This window comes from Marinobacter alkalisoli (genome assembly GCF_045449855.1).
In the GTDB taxonomy this organism is placed as follows: domain Bacteria; phylum Pseudomonadota; class Gammaproteobacteria; order Pseudomonadales; family Oleiphilaceae; genus Marinobacter.
Window position 1 is genome coordinate 19,336 of record NZ_JBJJLC010000047.1, and the last position, 16,605, is coordinate 35,940.

Consider the following 16,605-nt stretch of genomic DNA (forward strand, 5'->3'; position numbering starts at 1 on the left):
AGGTTTTGTTTCACATCAATGCAGAAGAGGCCAGCAAGCGCTGGCCCCTTCTGTATATCGGGTTTGGGCATGTCAGTTTTCGGTGTAGGGGGAGATGTAGTTGAGAACCAACTCATCTTCCGGAATGGTGAGCACTAAGTCAGTGTCAGGGCTTCCCACAAATATGTCGCCGAGTCCACCGAGCACGTTTCCTGTTATTTCGATGTTCAGGTCGAGAGGCTCAGTATTGGACAGAGCAATCTGCATCCTTCCGTCCTTTAAGAAGGTGATCGGCCCATCCAGTTTAATGCCGTCTATCGGGAAACTTCTCATGTTGTGATCAAGTGTTGTCAGGTCTATATCCGGGTAGAGGTACGGTGCATCCATGTACACATCGAGCTCCGTTTGGAAGCGAAGCTGGTTTGTCTCAGGGTCGGAGTAGATGAAACCGGGTACAGGAGCTTTGCGGTCTGGCCCGGCGTAGCGGATCCGCATCACCATCGGGCCTGTAGGAATCCGTTGATCCACTCCGCCAACAAGATCTGCTGCACTACACGTCCAAATGCAGATTGGCTGTGGTGAATCATCGATTGCGACCCAAAAGTCCACACCGGTGGTATACAGTTTTGACGGGTGAATACTGACGGGCACTCTGCCTTCATTATCAACCTGCTCGCCTACGTCTACATCTAACATGGCGGTTTTATAGATGAAGGAACTGTCCTGGCATAATTGACCTACCTCACAACCAATGTTTGCGTTTGTTACCAGATCGCTTGAGACTGTCCCCGGCTTTACGGCGAGCATGGCCGCGTTCGCCGGCGAATGATATTCACCATTGTTATCTGCTTCTACACCGCTTTCCGGAGAGGATATTCGCAAGTCGCCATCGTGATCGTGACTTGGAAGGTTTCGCAGAGGAGTGAATACTTTTTTCTCATCAGCAACGGCCACGAAGTAGTTAACCAAGTTTGGCCCGCCGAATGTTCTCTCTTCAAAATCCCGAAACGATTGGCTTAGAATCCGGGTTTGCAGCGGCAGACCTGATTCAGAGCGAATAATTTCGCCAGTCCCATTTTGGTTCGAACTTAAGGTGTACCGATATAGTTGATTTTCCTTCCAGCCAGCTACGGGGATAATTTCAAGCAGACGGTCTTGTGTTTCCAGCGTGTAATTGGAAGACGAAACCAGTTGCCACTGGCCTTCTTGAAAAGTTTCTAACAAGACTGTTTTCTCAGAAATGCTGGCTTTGTCCATATTCTGGGAAAATCGAACGACGATAGGACTACTGTGGCTGTGCTCGGTGACAGGAAGGAGGTCGTCACTACTTTTCCCGCCATCACAGCGCCCCTGATTTCCGTTTAAGGGGTCACCGCCAATTTTGGCACAGGGATAGCCGGGCCGAGTGGTCAGGGGAACAGGGGATTGCGTGGTAGACGTGTCCGCCAGCGCGGAAGGCAGCGCAAATTCCAGCTGCGGCGTTGCCAATTCGTGCCCGGTCAGATCAGTAATTCCGTTGAGTAACAGGCTGTAGCCCGCGCCGTGGCTCAGGGGTGAGGCGGGTGTGACAACCAGAACAGAGCCGTTAAGCGAGTGGGAAATCGTCTGCTCTACGCCATCCTTGTATAGGGTTACGGAATCGGCTGTCACCGAACCCGGCAATACCGGCTCCGAGAAATAAACAATCACCGGATCGCCGGGGCGCATCTTGTCCTGGTTGTCCTCACCCGGCACCCAACTCTTGATTGTAGGCGCTTCGTTGTCCACGAAACTGGCTTCGGGCGGAGCATCGTCCGGGTTGCGGTAGCTTTCCAGGCGGAAGGAGATCAGGCCCGAGGCAACATCCACGCCCATGACGTCCGGCTCAATAACACCAACGGCTTCAATATTCAGGGCACCGTCTTCAACCATGGCGGTCCCGACCAGGTGAACATGAAGCAGTTCCTGCCCCAGGGCCGCGTTGGCAATGGTGTTGCCGGTATTCAGCGCCATATCGATGTAAAGCTCCACGAGACGGGGGCGCTTTCGTTATCGGTATGGGGGTTCTTCATCAGGAAGCCGTTGGCATCGGACAGGAAGCGAACTTCCACCGCTTCCGAAGAGAATCCGGCGGGCAGTGCCCCTGCGACTTTAACGACCACGTCGGAGCCGGTCATCAGTGCGCCGCGATCAATGCGAAGGGGCACACTTTGCCCGGCGTTTTCGAACTTCGGAATAAAACCGAGCTCCGCGAATACGGTGCCGGTCGCGGTGGTGTTGTTGCCACTACCCAGCAGCAGAGAACTAAGGCTTACCGAGTTATAGTCCTCGCCTGACAGCGCCAGCTTTCCGGTATCGGTGGTGGCCGTCTGGGCCATACGCTCACGAACACCGTTCGGGGATGCGGAGTCCAGAGGTGTGAACGTCCACGGCGCCTCCGGCGGCAGCTCCAGGGGGGCGTCTGCGATGGTGCTGCGGATCCCGTCGGTCAGGCTGATGGTATAGGTCTGGGATGGATCCAGGTCGCCTTCCGGATCCACGGTGACCCGGTGGCCCTGGACATACATCTCAGCGGGCACGGGGTCGTTGTTGCCGTCAAGGAGGCTGATGGTCTCACCGTAGCGCAGGGAATCTTCTTCCACCGGCTCGGTGAACTGGATGCGGAGCACGGAAATATCCGTGGCCGGGTAGACATCGTCGCCCTTCGGGATGAAGCGGGCAACGCGGAAGCCACTGCCCTCAGTACGGTCGAGCAGCGGGCCCTGGGTCGCGGGCGCCGTGGTAAAGGAAAGTCCGCCACCGGGCAATTCAATGTCACCCATGGAGGTGGCCAGGCCACTATTGGTCAGGGTGTACCGGGTGCCCGGCTTCAATGGCTGCGCCGGTCTGGCGGCGATGCCCTGCTGGCCGCTGGTTGTGGTCAGGTCAGTCAGTGCAATGACTTCTCCCTGATCGCTTTCCAGGTGGAGCATGTCCGGGGAAAGCTCGCTTTCATCCACGGACAGTGCCCGGGTAAAACGCATGAAAACCGGAGCGGTAACGGGCACGGCGGCCTGATCAGCAGCCGGGTAGCTGAAATAGAGTTCGCCCGGGCTGTTGTCTACGTCATCGACGGTCTGTTTTTCACCGCCACAACCCGCCAGGCCAATACTGGCGGTCATCATGACAATCAGGGCTTTTCTGGAGAACTGCATCGCCGAGACGGATGCATGCAGCGGTCCCTTGCCGGGGCTGGATGAGCCAATCATTCGAATACTCCATTGTTATTGTGAGTCGTTGCGGCTCTTATGGCCGCTTTATCATTGATGGAGATAGTAGGCCTGGTTGTCAGGTTAAAGGTGTGGCTTTGGAGACGTACGTGTAGTTAGCGGCAGGTCAATCCAGCTCACAACCTGCATGGTTGCCCGGTTCGGAAATAAATGCGACGAGAGTTCATGTTAAGTTTTGTTGTGTTTTTGTGACGTGGTCTGCAGTTTGTCCTCCGGCAGTGTTTGTAAACAAAGCTGACGTCAGCGTGATTACCCCCCGTTGCGCAAGGCCTTGAGGCCGGTTGATCGGCGCTGTATTTGCGAGACCCCGCTTCATGATGTCGATGAAATTTACATTTACATGAACGTCCTCCCCGGCCTGTTAGATCCATGTGTTTCAGGCCTTTGTTTTGGCTTCATATCACCCTCTTGGCGTGCTTTGTGCGTCTTTTTTTGGCAGAAGTCAGATCCGGACAGCCGGCGGCTATCCAGTCGTGGAACCCTGACTATCAGAGGTAACGCGTCCAAATAAGGGAGATGTCTGTTTGAACGATGATCATTAACAGGCAATGTATAGCGGAGAAATACTATGGGAACGTTCTCAAAATCCCTGGCGCTGGTGGCTTCCATGTCACTGACCGGCGCCGCTTGGGCAAACATGATCGGGGGCGTTGATGTCGGGGATGTCGACCCCCTGGTAGAAGAAACCAATACTCTGGGCTCTTGTGGTCCGGGCAGCAGTGAGGAAGCAGAGTTGTGCTGGATAAACACCGTTCTGAGTGGAGATACAACCTACGGTGTGAAGGAAGAGGATGCCGCCTACCAGTTCGTGGATGGCAGTTCAACCGTGATCGGATTCGAGTTGGGCAGTCCGACAGAGTATTTCTTGATCAAAAACTCCACCTGGTGGGGGCTGTTTGAGAACAAAAGCAGCCTTGATTGGGCTGTCATTGATACAGCGCTGCTGGATGCTGGATTCAACCTGCCGGACGGTGAGGAGTTGATCATCAGCCACGTTGCTCCTATCGGCAACACTGTCGTGAGAGTCTCAGAGCCAGGCACCCTGGCATTACTTGGCCTTGGCTTGTTTGCCATAGGTCTTAAGGGTCGCTGGTCCAAGAAGCGGTCATAAAACGGCGGCTTGCCGTCGTGACACGCTGATCAGTGTGTTCGAAACGCTCCTCCATGAGGGGCGTTTTTTATGGGGCGGGGATAATGGTGGGCCCAGTAGGGCGAAGCGGGAATAAGCGAAAACAGTAGTCTTGCCTCCCTGCGTCTCTTGTTTCTAGGCTTCTATAAGCTTGGTAGATTGCTCGCTAGATGTAACTGTTGGGGCTTGGCGGCATTCACCTGTCCTAAAGTTTCCGCGGGAGAAATACAATGTGCGGACGCTACAACGTAATAGACGACCCAAAGGTCCAGTACCTGCTGGAAATCCTGGGTATCCCAATCCGCGCCCAAACCCGCCTCAACATAGCGCCAGGTGCAAAAGGCCAGATAGTCTACGAAACCAACCAGGGCAGAACTCTGGAAGATGCAATCTGGTCACTACTCATCGAGCGCAAACCGGATGGCACCGGCTACCGCCCCTCACCAAAATACAGCACCTTCAACGCCCGATCGGGAAGCCTGGGAAGCAGCCCCCTATGGAAACAGCGGTTCCATTCCCAGCGCGCCATCATCCCGGCTAGCGGCTTCCATGAATGGACAGGAGAAAAGGGCAAAAAGCAGTGCTACAACATTCATCCTCTGGACAGCGCCATAGCCTTTGCGGGCCTCTACGAACTCTGGGACTTCCAGGGCGAAACAGTGCCGTCGTTCACCATCGTCACCTTGCCCCCGCACCCTAGATTCAGCCACATCCACCCCAAGAGTATTCCCCTGATGCTCACCCCTGAAGATTTCGATATGTGGCTGGACCCGCACCTCACCAACACCGATCCGCTTCAGCACCTGCTGAAAACACAGATCAGACAACCATTAGCTGTGGATCCCATTGGAACACCGGATGATCTGGAACCAGTAGGGCTGGGTGAGGAAATAGAAGCGGACGGATCACGGTAAAATCGTTTGTGGGACTTCTCACACACGCCCTTCAGAGAAAGCGCCTAACAAACCAATTCGGAATTACCCTTGGTCATTCAGATCTTAAATTGACTATGCGGTATGCTCACCTCGCTCCTGATTATCTCAATGAGGTAACATTAACAAATCCAATAGCTTAGGATCTTCCCTGTGTCCCACTTATCGGATCGTATGTCCGTTCTATCTCCGCGCGCAGATCGAATGCGGAGAAATCTAGTCATTGCATCAGGTGGAGTACTGGCTCTCACCTATATTGGTGTTATGCCTGAAAAAATCCCGCTACTGAATATTCCTGTCACAGAAGAAGCTGTAGACGAAAAGATTAATATCGTTGTTTTGGTGGTATTGGCGTATTTGACCTTTAACTTTCTTTTCACTGCGGCTCTCGATGTTAAGGCGTCGAGGGATCAGAGAGTTCAAGAAAGAGAGCAAGATAAAGCTATCGGAGTTTTTCAACGTACCCAGGCTGATCTCGAGCAGCCTTACCAAAGTAAAAAGTCTGAGAAAGTTTTTGAGAGCATTGAAATATGGGAGGTGAGTCTAACGCTGGTGCTACCAGTAGTTCTAGGCTTCTACGCAATGGCTGCTTGCGTGGTCAAAGACGTCCAAAGAATATTCCCGTTGACGATTGGTTGACACTTCGGCTGGTGTCGACGTTTTGGACGGCTATAAGTCATTGAAAAATGGTGGGCCCAGCAGGACTCGAACCTGCGACCAAAGGATTATGAGTCCTCTGCTCTAACCAACTGAGCTATAGGCCCTTTTTTCAGCGAGTGCTGTTTTGAAAGGTGTTTCCGGGTGGGGAAACAAAGCGGGCGCCATTATACCGGTGAGGGGTGGCGCCCGCTACTGTTGTGGTGGTGTTATCCGTTGTTGCCCTGGTCGTCAATGAAGCCGCGCAGGTGATCGGAGCGTGAGGGATGGCGCAGTTTGCGCAGGGCCTTGGCTTCGATCTGACGGATACGCTCCCGGGTGACGTCGAACTGCTTGCCGACTTCTTCCAGGGTGTGGTCGGTGTTCATCTCGATACCGAAGCGCATGCGCAGTACCTTGGACTCACGGGCGGTGAGGCCGGCCAGTACGGAGCGGGTGGCTTCACGCAGGCCTTCGGCAGTGGCGGAATCCACTGGCGAGAGCGCCTGGATGTCTTCGATGAAATCGCCCAGGTGGCTGTCTTCGTCATCGCCGATCGGGGTTTCCATGGAGATCGGCTCTTTGGCGATCTTCAGTACCTTGCGGATCTTGTCCTCGGGCATTTCCATGCGCTCGCCAAGCTCTTCCGGCGTGGGCTCGCGGCCCATCTCCTGCAGCATCTGGCGGGAGATTCGGTTGAGCTTGTTGATGGTTTCGATCATGTGCACCGGAATACGGATGGTGCGGGCCTGGTCCGCGATGGAGCGGGTGATGGCCTGACGAATCCACCAGGTGGCGTAGGTGGAGAACTTGTAGCCACGGCGGTACTCGAACTTGTCGACGGCCTTCATCAGGCCGATGTTGCCCTCCTGGATCAGGTCCAGGAACTGCAGGCCGCGGTTGGTGTACTTCTTGGCGATAGAAATAACCAGACGCAGGTTGGCCTCGACCATTTCTTTCTTGGCGCGGCGGGCCTTGGCTTCACCGATGGAAACGCGGCGGTTGATTTCCTTGATGTCCGTTACGTCCAGATCCACTTCCGTCTGGATGTTCTGGATGCGCTTTTGCAGACGAACAATTTCGTCGATGCGCTCGCTGATAGCAGAGGCGTAGGGCTTCTTGCTGTTGCCAATTTTCTCGGCCCAGTCGAGGCTGGTTTCGTTGCCCGGGAACGACTTGATGAAATCCTTGCGTGGCATTTTGCACTCGCGCACGCAGATTTTCATGATCGCGCGCTCGTTCTCGCGGACCAGATCGTTGGTGGAACGGACCACGTTCACCAGTTCATCAAACGCCTTGTTGCCCAGCTTGAACGGTGCGAACACCTTGCCAAGCTCGTTCAGGGCTTCCTGGGTTTTCTTGTGGCTACGGCCGTATTTTTCCAAACACGCGTCGGCGGCGTCGAGCTTTTCTTTCAACAGCTCGAAGCGCAGGCGAGTCTCTTCCGGATCCGGACCGCTCTCGGTTTCTTCTTCGCTGTCGTCATCGTCGTCGCTGTCGGATGAGTCGTCAGAGCTGCTGGTGTCCGGGGTGTTGTCTTCGTCCATGAACGGCTCGGCGCCGTCCGGGTCGAGGAAGCCGGTTACGATGTCGCTGATGCGGCCTTCGTTCTCGATGATGCGGTCGTAGGCCTGGATAACGGTGCCGGAGATGCCGGGGAAGTGCGCAACGGCTGCCATCACGTCACGGATGCCTTCCTCGATGCGCTTGGCAATGACGATCTCGCCTTCGCGGGTCAGCAGCTCAACGGTACCCATTTCGCGCATGTACATACGCACCGGGTCGGTGGTGCGGCCAGCGTCGGATTCTACGGCAGCGAGTGCGGCGGCGGCTTCGGCGGCAGCGGCTTCGTCGGCGGTGGAGTCGCCGTCGGTCATCAGAAGCGTGTCTGCGTCCGGTGCAACTTCAGACACCTGAATGCCCATGTCGTTGATCATGCGAATGATGTCTTCGACCTGGTCTGGGTCAGCAATGTCTTCCGGGAGGTGGTCGTTTACCTCGGCGTAAGTCAGGTAGCCTTGTTCCTTGCCCCGTGCAATGAGGTCTTTCAAACGTGATTTCTGCGAATTGCCTGACATAGACACCCTGTGAACTCGCTGTAAACGGAAAAAAGTTAAACAGCCATTATAGCTGTCGCTCGGTTGCTCTGCCACCGGATGGTTAGATGGTGATCAACGCTTCAAGTTTCAAGTGCAATACAGGAATGTTCCTGTATTTTCCTCTGTTTATTCCCTCCGGGCAGCCGCAGCTTCCCGGTCAGTCTTCTGTGTGCCCGCTCAGGGCTTTCAGTTCCTGGCGTTCTTCCGGCGTAAGATCCGCAAGGCTGCGCTTGGCGGTCAGTAACGACGTCAGTCGCTGCTTGCGGGCCGCGTCCCGGTCGGGGGTCAGCAGTTCCCTTGCGCCGGCCAGGGTGCTTTCCCGCGACGGTATGTGTTCTATTCCGTCGAACAGGTGATAAAAGCGCGCCCGTGCCTGCTTGTCCGTCGCCAGTGTGTGTACCAGTTTGCGACGGTCGCGTATCTGGCGTTCCAGAATCCATTCCGCGAAACCCCTTGCCTGGCCGAACTGTCTGGACTGGCGAGCCAGTTCTATGACGTCGCTGGCCATGTCCGGGGCTTCCAGCAGGGCCAGGCACAGCGTGCTGTCCTTGCTTAGCCTGACGTCAATCCGTTCTTCCTGGATCCGGTCCCGGCGATCGCCAAACCGCTTCTGGCCGTTTTGCGGTTGGCGGTTCTGCCAGTTGTTCCGGCCGCCACACAGCCGCAGCATTTCGTGCCACATGGCATCCCGCAGGGTGCTTCTGGGCATCTTGTTCAGCAGTGGTTCCGCCCGGGCCCGGAGTTCTCCCCGGTGCTCTGGCAGCTGCAGGTCCAGGCCCTCGCTCTGCCGGTCAAACAGGTAGCGGGACAGGGGCGTGGCGCCTTCTATTCGTTTCTTGAAGGCTTCCGGGCCTTCCTTGCGGACCAGTGTGTCCGGGTCTTCGCCGTCCGGTAGCATCAGGAACTGGAGGTGAAGGCCATCCGCCATCAGCTCCAGGGCATTTTCCAGGGCGCGATCCGCAGCGCGGAACCCGGCCTGGTCGCCATCGAAACAGAAAACCAGGTGCCGCACCTGCCTGAGCAGGGCGGTCAGACTGTCCTGGTTGGTCGCTGTGCCCAGTGTCGCGACCGCAAAATGGATGTCGTGCTGTGCCAGCGCGATAACATCCATATAGCCTTCCACGACCAGCAGCTTGTCCAGTTGCCGTATGGCCTGCTTGGCTTCATACAGGCCGTAGATCTCGCGGCTCTTGTGGAAAACATCAGACTCCGGAGAGTTGATGTACTTGGCCTTGTCGTCGCCGAGGGTCCGTCCCCCGAAGGCAATGGTCTTGCCCCTGCTGTTGCGGATCGGGAACATCACCCGATTGCGGAACAGATCCCTGGGGCGGCCGTACTTATCGGAAACCGTACCGGTTTCAATCAGCGGCCCCTGCAAATCCTTGTTGCAGGAATCAAACAGCGCAGTGCCAGTGCCCGGTGCATAGCCCAGCTGGTAAAGCTGGATGATGTTGTCGTCCAGCCCTCGCTGCCTGAGGTAGTCCCGGGCGAATTCGCCCTGGGGACTGCGCAATGCCGACTGGTAGAAGCGGCTGGCGTAATCCAGGGCGTCCGTCAGTGTCCGGGCCTGTTGTATTTCCTGTTTCGCGCTCTGATCGTAGGGCACTTCCAGGCCGGCGCGCCTGGCCAGTTCCTCGACGGCTTCGGTGAAGCCCAGCCCTTCAAATTCCCGCACAAAGCTGATGGCGTCGCCGTGGGCGCCACAGCCGAAGCAGTGGTAAAAGCCCTTGTCCGGGCGTACGTTGAAGGACGGTGTCTTCTCATCATGAAACGGGCAGCGGGCCTTGTAGCTGGCTCCGGCCTTTTTCAGCGTAATGCGCGATCCGATAAGCTCCGCAAGGTCTACCCGATCCAGTAGATCTTCAACAAAGCGTTGAGGGATCAGTCCACTCATGATGACTCCGGTTGCGCAGAGGGTGCCGGCTTAGTGCCGCCAATAGCCAAAAATGCCGCCGAAGCCAGGCCTCGGCGGCATTTTGGAATCGCTCTGTGCAGCCTGCGGCTTAACAGGCGATTATTGGTATGCAGTCAAGCGGCGTCAGCTAAAGCTTAGTACAGACGCTCGAACTTGCGCTGTTCCCGCTGAAGCTTCTTGAGATGACGCTTAACGGCAGCAGCTGCCTTACGCTTGCGTACGGCTGTCGGCTTCTCGTAGTGCTCACGGCGACGTACTTCCGACAGTACACCTGCTTTTTCGCAGGAACGCTTGAAGCGACGCAGGGCTACGTCAAACGGTTCATTCTCTTTCACTTTAACAGCTGGCATTCGAAAATCACCTACCTGATGTATTCGGTTTCTGTTTTGTCTGATCGACTCGTGCGTCAAATCGACTCGATACCTGGCCAGATTGGCTAAAACTCGACCAGTGCTTATTTAAGGGCGGCAATGATAGCCCCTGCTCCGGGGTAAGGTCAATGTTTGTTCGATGAAACTGCCAGAGGGTTTCGGCTTTCTGCTAAAATACGGCGCTAACCATTCATGCCACCCGTTGTGATCCTTGTATATGCTGATTCTTGGAATTGAAACCTCCTGCGACGAAACCGGTGTCGCCCTCTACCACAGCGAGAAGGGGCTGTTGGCCCACGCCCTGTTCAGCCAGATTGACATGCACGCGGATTATGGCGGTGTGGTGCCGGAGTTGGCGTCCCGTGACCATGTCCGCAAATTGCTGCCCCTGTGTGATCAGGTGCTGGCGGACGCCGGGCACAGCCGCAAGGACCTTGAGGGCATTGCCTACACTGCCGGCCCGGGCCTGGTGGGGGCGCTGATGGTGGGGGGCTCTGTTGCCCATGCCCTGGGGTTTGCCCTGGGTATTCCGGTGCTGGGCGTGCATCACATGGAGGGGCACCTGTTGGCGCCGATGCTGGAACCGCAACCGCCGGCATTTCCGTTTGTGGCGTTGCTGGTGTCCGGTGGCCATACCCAACTGGTCCGGGTGGATGGTATTGGCGAATACGAGCTGCTGGGTGAATCCGTTGATGACGCCGCCGGTGAAGCCTTTGACAAGACCGCGAAGATGCTCGGGCTCGACTATCCGGGTGGTCCCAGGGTAGCGGCCCTGGCTGAAAAGGGTACCCCCGGCCGCTATCGCTTCCCACGGCCAATGACGGATCGCCCGGGGCTGGACTTCAGCTTCAGTGGCCTGAAAACGTTTACGCTCAATACTGTCACGGCGGCGGAAGAGGCCGGTGGCCTGGATGATCAGACCCGTGCGGATATTGCCCTGGCGTTTGAAGCTGCGGTGGTGGATACCCTGACCATCAAGTGCCGGCGAGCCCTGGAGCAAACCGGGTGCAAGCGCCTGGTCATTGCCGGTGGGGTGAGTGCGAACAAGCGCCTGAGGGCAGGGCTGGAGAAGATGGCAGAAAAACTCAGGGCCGGTGTGTTCTACGCCCGCCCCGAATTCTGTACTGACAACGGTGCCATGATTGCCTACGCCGGTTGTCAGCGCCTGCTGGCCGGGCAGCGGGATGGGGATCGCATTGTTGCGGTCCCGCGCTGGCCCATGAATACCTTGCCGCCGGTGTCCCAGCCACGGGCTAACGGGCTGGTGGACTGACGGGACACTAAAACCTGCTTTCCCGCCCCTGTGCCAGACGAATCAGGTTGTTGCGGTGGCGCACAACGATCAGGATGGCGAGCAGGCCGAACAGGGGCAGGGTTTTCGGTTCAATAAGCGCGCTGATCAGTGGGCCGCTGACGATGGCGATAACGGAGGCCAGCGCCGAGATGCGCCAGCGCCACAGCACCAGCAACCAGATGGCGGCCATCAGTAATGTGGTCATGGGTGCCAATGCCAGCCCGGAACCCAGTGCCGTCGCCACACCCTTGCCCCCTTTGAAGCGATAGAAAACCGGTACCATATGGCCGGTCACGGCGCACAGCGCGACCATGGCCTGGGCCAGGATCGACAGGCCGGCGGCGTGAGCAAGCCACACCGGAATAAACCCCTTGGCGGCATCCAGTACCAGGGTCAGGGTGGCGGGCAGCCAGCCACCGTTACGATAGACATTGGTGGCTCCGGGGTTGCCGGAGCCGAGTGCCCGGGGATCTGGCAGTTTCCAGAGTTTGCAGATTTCCAGGGCAAACAGCACCGACCCGGCCATATAGGCCAGGGCGCAGAGAAGTACAATCAGTAAAGGGTCGCTCATCGGATTCACGGGCAATTGTCCCGGAGCAAAGACGCGTCCGGGTGATATGTGCGAAAATGCCGGCCCCAAGTGCGGCAGGCCGAGAATCACACAGTATCCGTAGCCTGTACGTTATTCAATCAGCAAAGAGTGTAATCCGGGAGAAAACATCCGGTGGCAGACAGTGTTCTGATCGAAGGCCTGGCCGTAGATGCGGTGATAGGCGTGTATGACTGGGAGCGTGATATTACCCAGAGGCTGGTGGTGGATCTGGAAATGGCCTGGGATAACCGCATTCCCGGAGCATCCGACGACGTCGCCGATGCGCTGGACTATGCCGCCGTGAGCGAAGCGGTGACCCGCTGGTTGCAGCAGGCGCAGCCCCAGCTTCTCGAAACGGCGGCTGAAGGTCTGACCGCCATGATCCAGCAGGATTTCGGGGTGCCGTGGCTGCGGCTGACGCTGCGCAAGCCGGGGGCTGTCCCAACCGCCAATGCCGTTGGTGTTCGTATCGAGCGAGGGCAGGCGTGATGCCGGCCAGAGCGCGGGTCTATGTCAGCATCGGCAGCAACACAGACCGCACACGCTACGTCACGGCAGCGCTGGATACCCTTGCTCAGTGGTTTGGCGAGTTAACGATTTCACCGGTCTACGAGAGCGAAGCCGTCGGGTTCGACGGCTCACCGTTCTATAACCTGGTGGTTGGCGTGGATACCGACTGGCCTGTCGGTGAGCTTTCACGTCGCTTCAAACAGCTGGAAGCCGATAACGGCCGCCGCGTCGGGGCCCCCAGGTTCAGTGCGCAAACTCTGGATCTGGATATCCTCACCTACGACGACCTGGTCGGAGAAATTGACGGGGTGGAGCTGCCGCGCGCCGAAATCCTTCGCAACGCCTTTGTGCTCTGGCCATTGTCTGATGTGGCACCGGACACCCGCCACCCGGTCTGTGGCAAGACCTATCGGGAGTTGTGGCAGGCGTATTCCAGCGACCAGAAGCTCTGGCCCGTGGAATTCACCTGGCAGGGAAAGCGGATCTCACGGGCGTTTTGACCGGAACAGTCGGATCAGTTCGTCTGTTGAGCTATCGCTGGTCGCCTCGGAGGGCTGGTCACCGATAATCTGATCAAGAATGCCCTTGCCCATCTGTTTGCCCAGCTCCACACCCCACTGATCGAACGAATCCACATCCCAGATCACGCCCTGTACAAAGGTGCGATGCTCGTACAGTGCAATCAGGGCACCGAGCGTCTCCGGCGTGAGCTTGTCCATCAGCAGGGTATTGCTCGGTTTGTTGCCCGGGATCACCTTATGGGGCGCCAGCGCTGCAATTTCGTCCTCTGCCAGCCCGTCCCGCGCCAGTTCCTGGCGGGCTTCGTCCTCGGTCTTGCCCGCCATCAGGGCTCTGGTCTGGCTCAGGCAGTTGGCAAACAGGGTGGCGTGATGCTCACCCACCGGGTTGTGACTTTGCAGGGGGATAATGAAGTCGGCGGGAATCAGTCGTGTGCCCTGGTGCAGAAGCTGGTGGTAGGCGTGCTGACCGTTGGCGCCGACACCGCCCCAGATAACCGGGCCGGTGGGGTAGGTCACCGGTTGGCCGTCCCGGGTGACGCATTTGCCGTTGCTTTCCATGTCCAGTTGCTGCAAATGCGCGGGCAGGCTTTCCAGGTAATGGTCGTAGGGCAGGATGGCGTGGGTCTCGGCGCCCCAGAAATTGCTGTACCAGATGCCCAGCATGGCCATGATCACCGGTAGGTTCCGCCCCAGTGGGGTATGGCGAAAGTGCTCGTCCATGGCGCGTGCGCCGGCCAGCAGTTGCCGGAAGTTCGCCATACCCACCAGCAGTGCGATCGGCAGCCCGATAGCCGACCACAGGGAATAGCGGCCGCCGACCCAGTCCCACATCGGAAATATGTTCTCACTGGCAATACCGAAGGCTTCAGCCTCTCGGGGGTTGGCTGTCACGGCGACGAAGTGCCGGGCAATCGTCTCCTTGGTGCCCCCATTGTTCAGGAACCAGTCCCGCGCGATCCGGCCGTTCTCCAGGGTTTCCTGAGTGCGGAAGGACTTGGACTGAACGAGGAACAGGGTGGTTTCCGGGTCCACCTGACGCAGAACCTCTGAAACATCGGAGCCATCAATGTTGGCCACGAAGTGCCCGCTGAGCTGATCGCTCTGGTACGGCTGAAGCGCTTCGCAGACCAATTTGGGGCCCAGGAATGATCCGCCGATGCCGATGCTCACGACGTCCGTAAAGGCTTTCCCGCTGAAGCCAGTGCGCTGACCGGAAAGGACGTCGTTGGTAAACGACTCCATGCGGGCCAGCGTATTTTCCACTTCGGGCATGATATCGAGTCCATCGACCACTATTGGGTCGCCGCCCGTATTCCGTAGCGCAGTGTGCAGGGCCGGGCGGTCTTCAGTGACGTTGATGCGGTTGCCACGGAACATGGCTTCTGTCCGTTCCGGCACACCGCACTGTTTCGCCAGGGCCAACAGGTTGGTCAGGATATCGTCGGTGACCCGGTTCTTGGAGTAGTCCAGTGACAGGCCCGCCCCGGTGGTGAAAAAACGTCGTGCGCGGTCCGGGTCCTGCCGGAACAGGTCCCGCATATGGGTGTTTTCCAGCCGTTGCCGGAGGTCGGAAAGCACCCGCCACTCGGGGCGGGTGGTGAGCGGCACGGGATCCAGGGGCATGATTGATTCCTTTCGGCTGCAGTTTTTTTGATTACCGGGTGACGGACAGGTTGTCGATCAAGCGAGTGGTCCCAAGGAATGCGGCGACCAGTATGGTCAGTTCGGTATCCTCGGGTGTCGCCGGCTTCAGGGTCACGCTGTTGACGATATTGAAGTAGTCCGGCCGCAACCCGGCTGCGGTCAGGGCGTCGTTGGCTTCCTGCTCGAGGGTGCCAATGTCGGTACGGCCTGCACTGAGCTTGCGGGCGCTTTCCTGCAGGGTCTGGTAGACCACCGGCGCAATGGCTCGCTCGGCGTCGTTCAGGTAGCCATTGCGGGAGCTTTTCGCCAGCCCGTCATCCTCGCGAATGGTGGGGGCGCCGATCACTTCCACTGGAATCATCAGGTCGCGGACCAGTTTGCGGATAACGGCCAGCTGCTGGAAGTCTTTCTCGCCAAACACCGCAATGTCCGGTTGTACCATGTTGAACAACATGGTGACCACGGTCGCCACGCCCTCGAAATGGCCCGGGCGGCTGGCCCCGCAGTGGCCATCGCTGACTTCGGGGACAATCACCTTGGTTTGCCGGACCAGGCCGCTGGGGTAGATTTCCTCGACGCCGGGGGCAAACACCAGGGTATTGCCGGCCGCCTCAAGCTGCCTCTGGTCCTCATCCAGGGTACGGGGATAGGTGTCCAGGTCTTCGCTGGCGCCGAACTGCATCGGGTTGACGAAAATGCTGGTCACCACCACGTCGGCGGCTTCGCTGGCCTTGCGGACCAGGGAAATGTGACCTTCGTGCAGGTTGCCCATGGTCGGGACAAGTCCAATGGTTTTGCCTTCCCGGCGATAGCCGCGAAGGATGGTGCGTAATTCTTTCAGGGAGTTGATGGTTCTCATGCCTTGAACGTGTGCTCCTCGGCGGGGAATGAGCGGTCACGTACTGCTTTGACATAGGCTTCAACAGCCTTTTGTACGGAACCGGTGTCGGCCAGGAAATCTTTGACGAACCGGGGCTTGCGACCGGTGGTCATACCCAGCATGTCGTGCACGACCAGCACCTGGCCGTCGGTGTCTGCGCCCGCGCCGATGCCGATCACCGGGGCCTTGACGGCCTGGGTGATGCGCGCGGCCAATGGTGCCGGTACGCATTCCAGCAGAATGATGTCGGCCCCGGCTGCTTCCAGTTCGCAGGCATGTTCAATCATCATTTCCGCCGCGTGGTCGTCGCGGCCCTGTACCTTGTAGCCGCCGAACTTGTTGACGAACTGCGGAGTCAGGCCAAGGTGGGCGCACACGGGCACGCCGCGTTCGCTCAGGGCGGAGATGGTGTCGGTCATCCAGTCCGTGCCTTCCAGCTTCACCATATGGGCGCCGGCACGCATCAGCTCCGCGGCGTTTTCAAGGGCTGCTTCAGTGGTGCCGTAGGTCATGAACGGCATGTCCGCCATGATCAGTGAGCCACGGTTGCCTTTGGCGACCGAGCTGACGTGATAGATCATCTGGTCCATGGTGACGGGCAGGGTGCTGTCGTGGCCCTGAAGCACCATGCCGAGCGAATCGCCAATCAGGATCACATCCACGCCGGCTTCACTGACGATCTGTGCGAAGGTGGCATCGTAGGAGGTGAGGGCGGAGAAGGCTTCGCCCTTTTGCTTGTATTCCCGCAGGGTATCGATGGTAACAGCCATAAAATCCTTGCCTTGTGGGTGGATGGGCCAAGACCGCGCCGGGGTCAGCCGGCATTCAGGTGTTAAGGGTAATCCGGGGGTGTGG

At 57.9% G+C, this 16,605-nt stretch carries 15 protein-coding genes and 1 tRNA gene; 6 read left to right on the forward strand and 10 right to left on the reverse strand.

Going from position 1 to position 16,605, the window contains the following annotated elements; genetic code table 11:
* Positions 1-72 precede the first annotated feature (72 nt).
* Together ACJO5Y_RS17145 and ACJO5Y_RS17150 are read right to left on the reverse strand one after the other, a co-directional pair.
* Entirely contained in the window at positions 73-1,971 is a 1,899-nt protein-coding gene (locus ACJO5Y_RS17145; protein WP_406988925.1) for an Ig-like domain-containing domain, read from the reverse strand.
* Positions 1,962-3,206, reverse strand: coding sequence for an Ig-like domain-containing domain (locus tag ACJO5Y_RS17150; protein WP_406988926.1), 1,245 nt, complete (start codon positions 3,204-3,206; stop codon positions 1,962-1,964). The genes ACJO5Y_RS17145 and ACJO5Y_RS17150 overlap by 10 nt, the downstream gene beginning before the upstream one ends.
* A gap of 589 nt (positions 3,207-3,795) precedes the next feature.
* On the opposite strand from ACJO5Y_RS17150, the gene ACJO5Y_RS17155 reads away from it, so the two are divergent.
* The 3 genes from ACJO5Y_RS17155 (at position 3,796) to ACJO5Y_RS17165 (ending at position 5,927) form a co-directional block, all read left to right on the forward strand.
* Positions 3,796-4,338, forward strand: coding sequence for a PEP-CTERM sorting domain-containing protein (locus tag ACJO5Y_RS17155; RefSeq protein ID WP_406988927.1), 543 nt, complete (start codon positions 3,796-3,798; stop codon positions 4,336-4,338).
* 248 nt (positions 4,339-4,586) lie between these two features.
* Complete coding sequence (locus tag ACJO5Y_RS17160) at positions 4,587-5,270, forward strand: SOS response-associated peptidase (RefSeq protein WP_406988928.1); 684 nt, start codon at positions 4,587-4,589, stop codon at positions 5,268-5,270.
* 222 nt (positions 5,271-5,492) lie between these two features.
* Entirely contained in the window at positions 5,493-5,927 is a 435-nt protein-coding gene (locus tag ACJO5Y_RS17165; protein ID WP_406988929.1) for a hypothetical protein, read from the forward strand.
* 48 nt (positions 5,928-5,975) lie between these two features.
* Here ACJO5Y_RS17165 and ACJO5Y_RS17170 read toward each other — a convergent pair.
* The 4 genes from ACJO5Y_RS17170 to rpsU form a co-directional block, all read right to left on the reverse strand.
* Positions 5,976-6,052 (reverse strand) — tRNA-Ile (locus ACJO5Y_RS17170).
* 102 nt (positions 6,053-6,154) lie between these two features.
* Positions 6,155-8,002, reverse strand: a complete 1,848-nt coding sequence (gene rpoD / locus ACJO5Y_RS17175; protein ID WP_406988930.1) for an RNA polymerase sigma factor RpoD — start codon at positions 8,000-8,002, stop codon at positions 6,155-6,157.
* A 178-nt stretch (positions 8,003-8,180) separates the two neighbouring features.
* Entirely contained in the window at positions 8,181-9,917 is a 1,737-nt protein-coding gene (gene dnaG, locus ACJO5Y_RS17180) for a DNA primase (protein WP_406988932.1), read from the reverse strand.
* A gap of 155 nt (positions 9,918-10,072) precedes the next feature.
* A complete protein-coding gene (gene rpsU, locus ACJO5Y_RS17185; RefSeq protein WP_007153483.1) occupies positions 10,073-10,288 on the reverse strand; it encodes a 30S ribosomal protein S21 in 216 nt (71 codons plus the stop codon).
* 238 nt (positions 10,289-10,526) lie between these two features.
* Here rpsU and tsaD point away from each other — a divergent pair, with 238 nt between their 5' ends.
* On the forward strand, positions 10,527-11,582 hold the full coding sequence (gene tsaD, locus ACJO5Y_RS17190; RefSeq protein ID WP_406988933.1) for a tRNA (adenosine(37)-N6)-threonylcarbamoyltransferase complex transferase subunit TsaD: 1,056 nt from the start codon (positions 10,527-10,529) through the stop codon (positions 11,580-11,582).
* Positions 11,583-11,589: 7 nt separating this feature from the next.
* On the opposite strand, the gene plsY is transcribed toward tsaD, so the two are convergent.
* Entirely contained in the window at positions 11,590-12,174 is a 585-nt protein-coding gene (plsY, locus tag ACJO5Y_RS17195) for a glycerol-3-phosphate 1-O-acyltransferase PlsY (protein WP_406988934.1), read from the reverse strand.
* A gap of 153 nt (positions 12,175-12,327) precedes the next feature.
* Between plsY and folB the strand changes: the two genes are divergently transcribed.
* Positions 12,328-12,684: a dihydroneopterin aldolase gene (gene folB / locus ACJO5Y_RS17200; protein WP_406988936.1), complete on the forward strand. Its 357-nt coding sequence runs from the start codon at positions 12,328-12,330 to the stop codon at positions 12,682-12,684.
* The gene (gene folK / locus ACJO5Y_RS17205; RefSeq protein ID WP_406988937.1) at positions 12,684-13,205 is read left to right on the forward strand and encodes a 2-amino-4-hydroxy-6-hydroxymethyldihydropteridine diphosphokinase; all 522 of its coding nucleotides are present in this window, start codon (positions 12,684-12,686) and stop codon (positions 13,203-13,205) included. Before folB ends, folK begins: the two co-directional genes overlap by 1 nt.
* Here folK and pgi read toward each other — a convergent pair.
* The 3 genes from pgi to panB are packed head-to-tail and all read right to left on the reverse strand — an operon-like array spanning position 13,191 to position 16,520.
* Positions 13,191-14,849: a glucose-6-phosphate isomerase gene (gene pgi, locus ACJO5Y_RS17210; RefSeq protein ID WP_406988938.1), complete on the reverse strand. Its 1,659-nt coding sequence runs from the start codon at positions 14,847-14,849 to the stop codon at positions 13,191-13,193. The genes folK and pgi overlap by 15 nt on opposite strands.
* A 31-nt stretch (positions 14,850-14,880) precedes the next feature.
* The gene (gene panC, locus ACJO5Y_RS17215) at positions 14,881-15,729 is read right to left on the reverse strand and encodes a pantoate--beta-alanine ligase (protein WP_406988940.1); all 849 of its coding nucleotides are present in this window, start codon (positions 15,727-15,729) and stop codon (positions 14,881-14,883) included.
* Complete coding sequence (gene panB, locus ACJO5Y_RS17220; RefSeq protein WP_406988942.1) at positions 15,726-16,520, reverse strand: 3-methyl-2-oxobutanoate hydroxymethyltransferase; 795 nt, start codon at positions 16,518-16,520, stop codon at positions 15,726-15,728. The genes panC and panB overlap by 4 nt, the downstream gene beginning before the upstream one ends.
* Positions 16,521-16,605 lie beyond the last annotated feature (85 nt).

Excerpts from the sequence above, each read along its gene's own strand:
- ACJO5Y_RS17145 (WP_406988925.1), bottom strand. The coding sequence starts at position 1,971 with ATGGCGCTGAATACCGGCAACACCATTGCCAACGCGGCCCTGGGGCAG.
- ACJO5Y_RS17150 (WP_406988926.1), bottom strand. The coding sequence starts at position 3,206 with ATGATTGGCTCATCCAGCCCCGGCAAGGGACCGCTGCATGCATCCGTC.
- ACJO5Y_RS17155 (WP_406988927.1), top strand. The coding sequence starts at position 3,796 with ATGGGAACGTTCTCAAAATCCCTGGCGCTGGTGGCTTCCATGTCACTG.
- ACJO5Y_RS17160 (WP_406988928.1), top strand. The coding sequence starts at position 4,587 with ATGTGCGGACGCTACAACGTAATAGACGACCCAAAGGTCCAGTACCTG.
- ACJO5Y_RS17165 (WP_406988929.1), top strand. The coding sequence starts at position 5,493 with ATGCGGAGAAATCTAGTCATTGCATCAGGTGGAGTACTGGCTCTCACC.
- rpoD (WP_406988930.1), bottom strand. The coding sequence starts at position 8,002 with ATGTCAGGCAATTCGCAGAAATCACGTTTGAAAGACCTCATTGCACGG.
- dnaG (WP_406988932.1), bottom strand. The coding sequence starts at position 9,917 with ATGAGTGGACTGATCCCTCAACGCTTTGTTGAAGATCTACTGGATCGG.
- rpsU (WP_007153483.1), bottom strand. The coding sequence starts at position 10,288 with ATGCCAGCTGTTAAAGTGAAAGAGAATGAACCGTTTGACGTAGCCCTG.
- tsaD (WP_406988933.1), top strand. The coding sequence starts at position 10,527 with ATGCTGATTCTTGGAATTGAAACCTCCTGCGACGAAACCGGTGTCGCC.
- plsY (WP_406988934.1), bottom strand. The coding sequence starts at position 12,174 with ATGAGCGACCCTTTACTGATTGTACTTCTCTGCGCCCTGGCCTATATG.
- folK (WP_406988937.1), top strand. The coding sequence starts at position 12,684 with ATGCCGGCCAGAGCGCGGGTCTATGTCAGCATCGGCAGCAACACAGAC.
- pgi (WP_406988938.1), bottom strand. The coding sequence starts at position 14,849 with ATGCCCCTGGATCCCGTGCCGCTCACCACCCGCCCCGAGTGGCGGGTG.
- panC (WP_406988940.1), bottom strand. The coding sequence starts at position 15,729 with ATGAGAACCATCAACTCCCTGAAAGAATTACGCACCATCCTTCGCGGC.
- panB (WP_406988942.1), bottom strand. The coding sequence starts at position 16,520 with ATGGCTGTTACCATCGATACCCTGCGGGAATACAAGCAAAAGGGCGAA.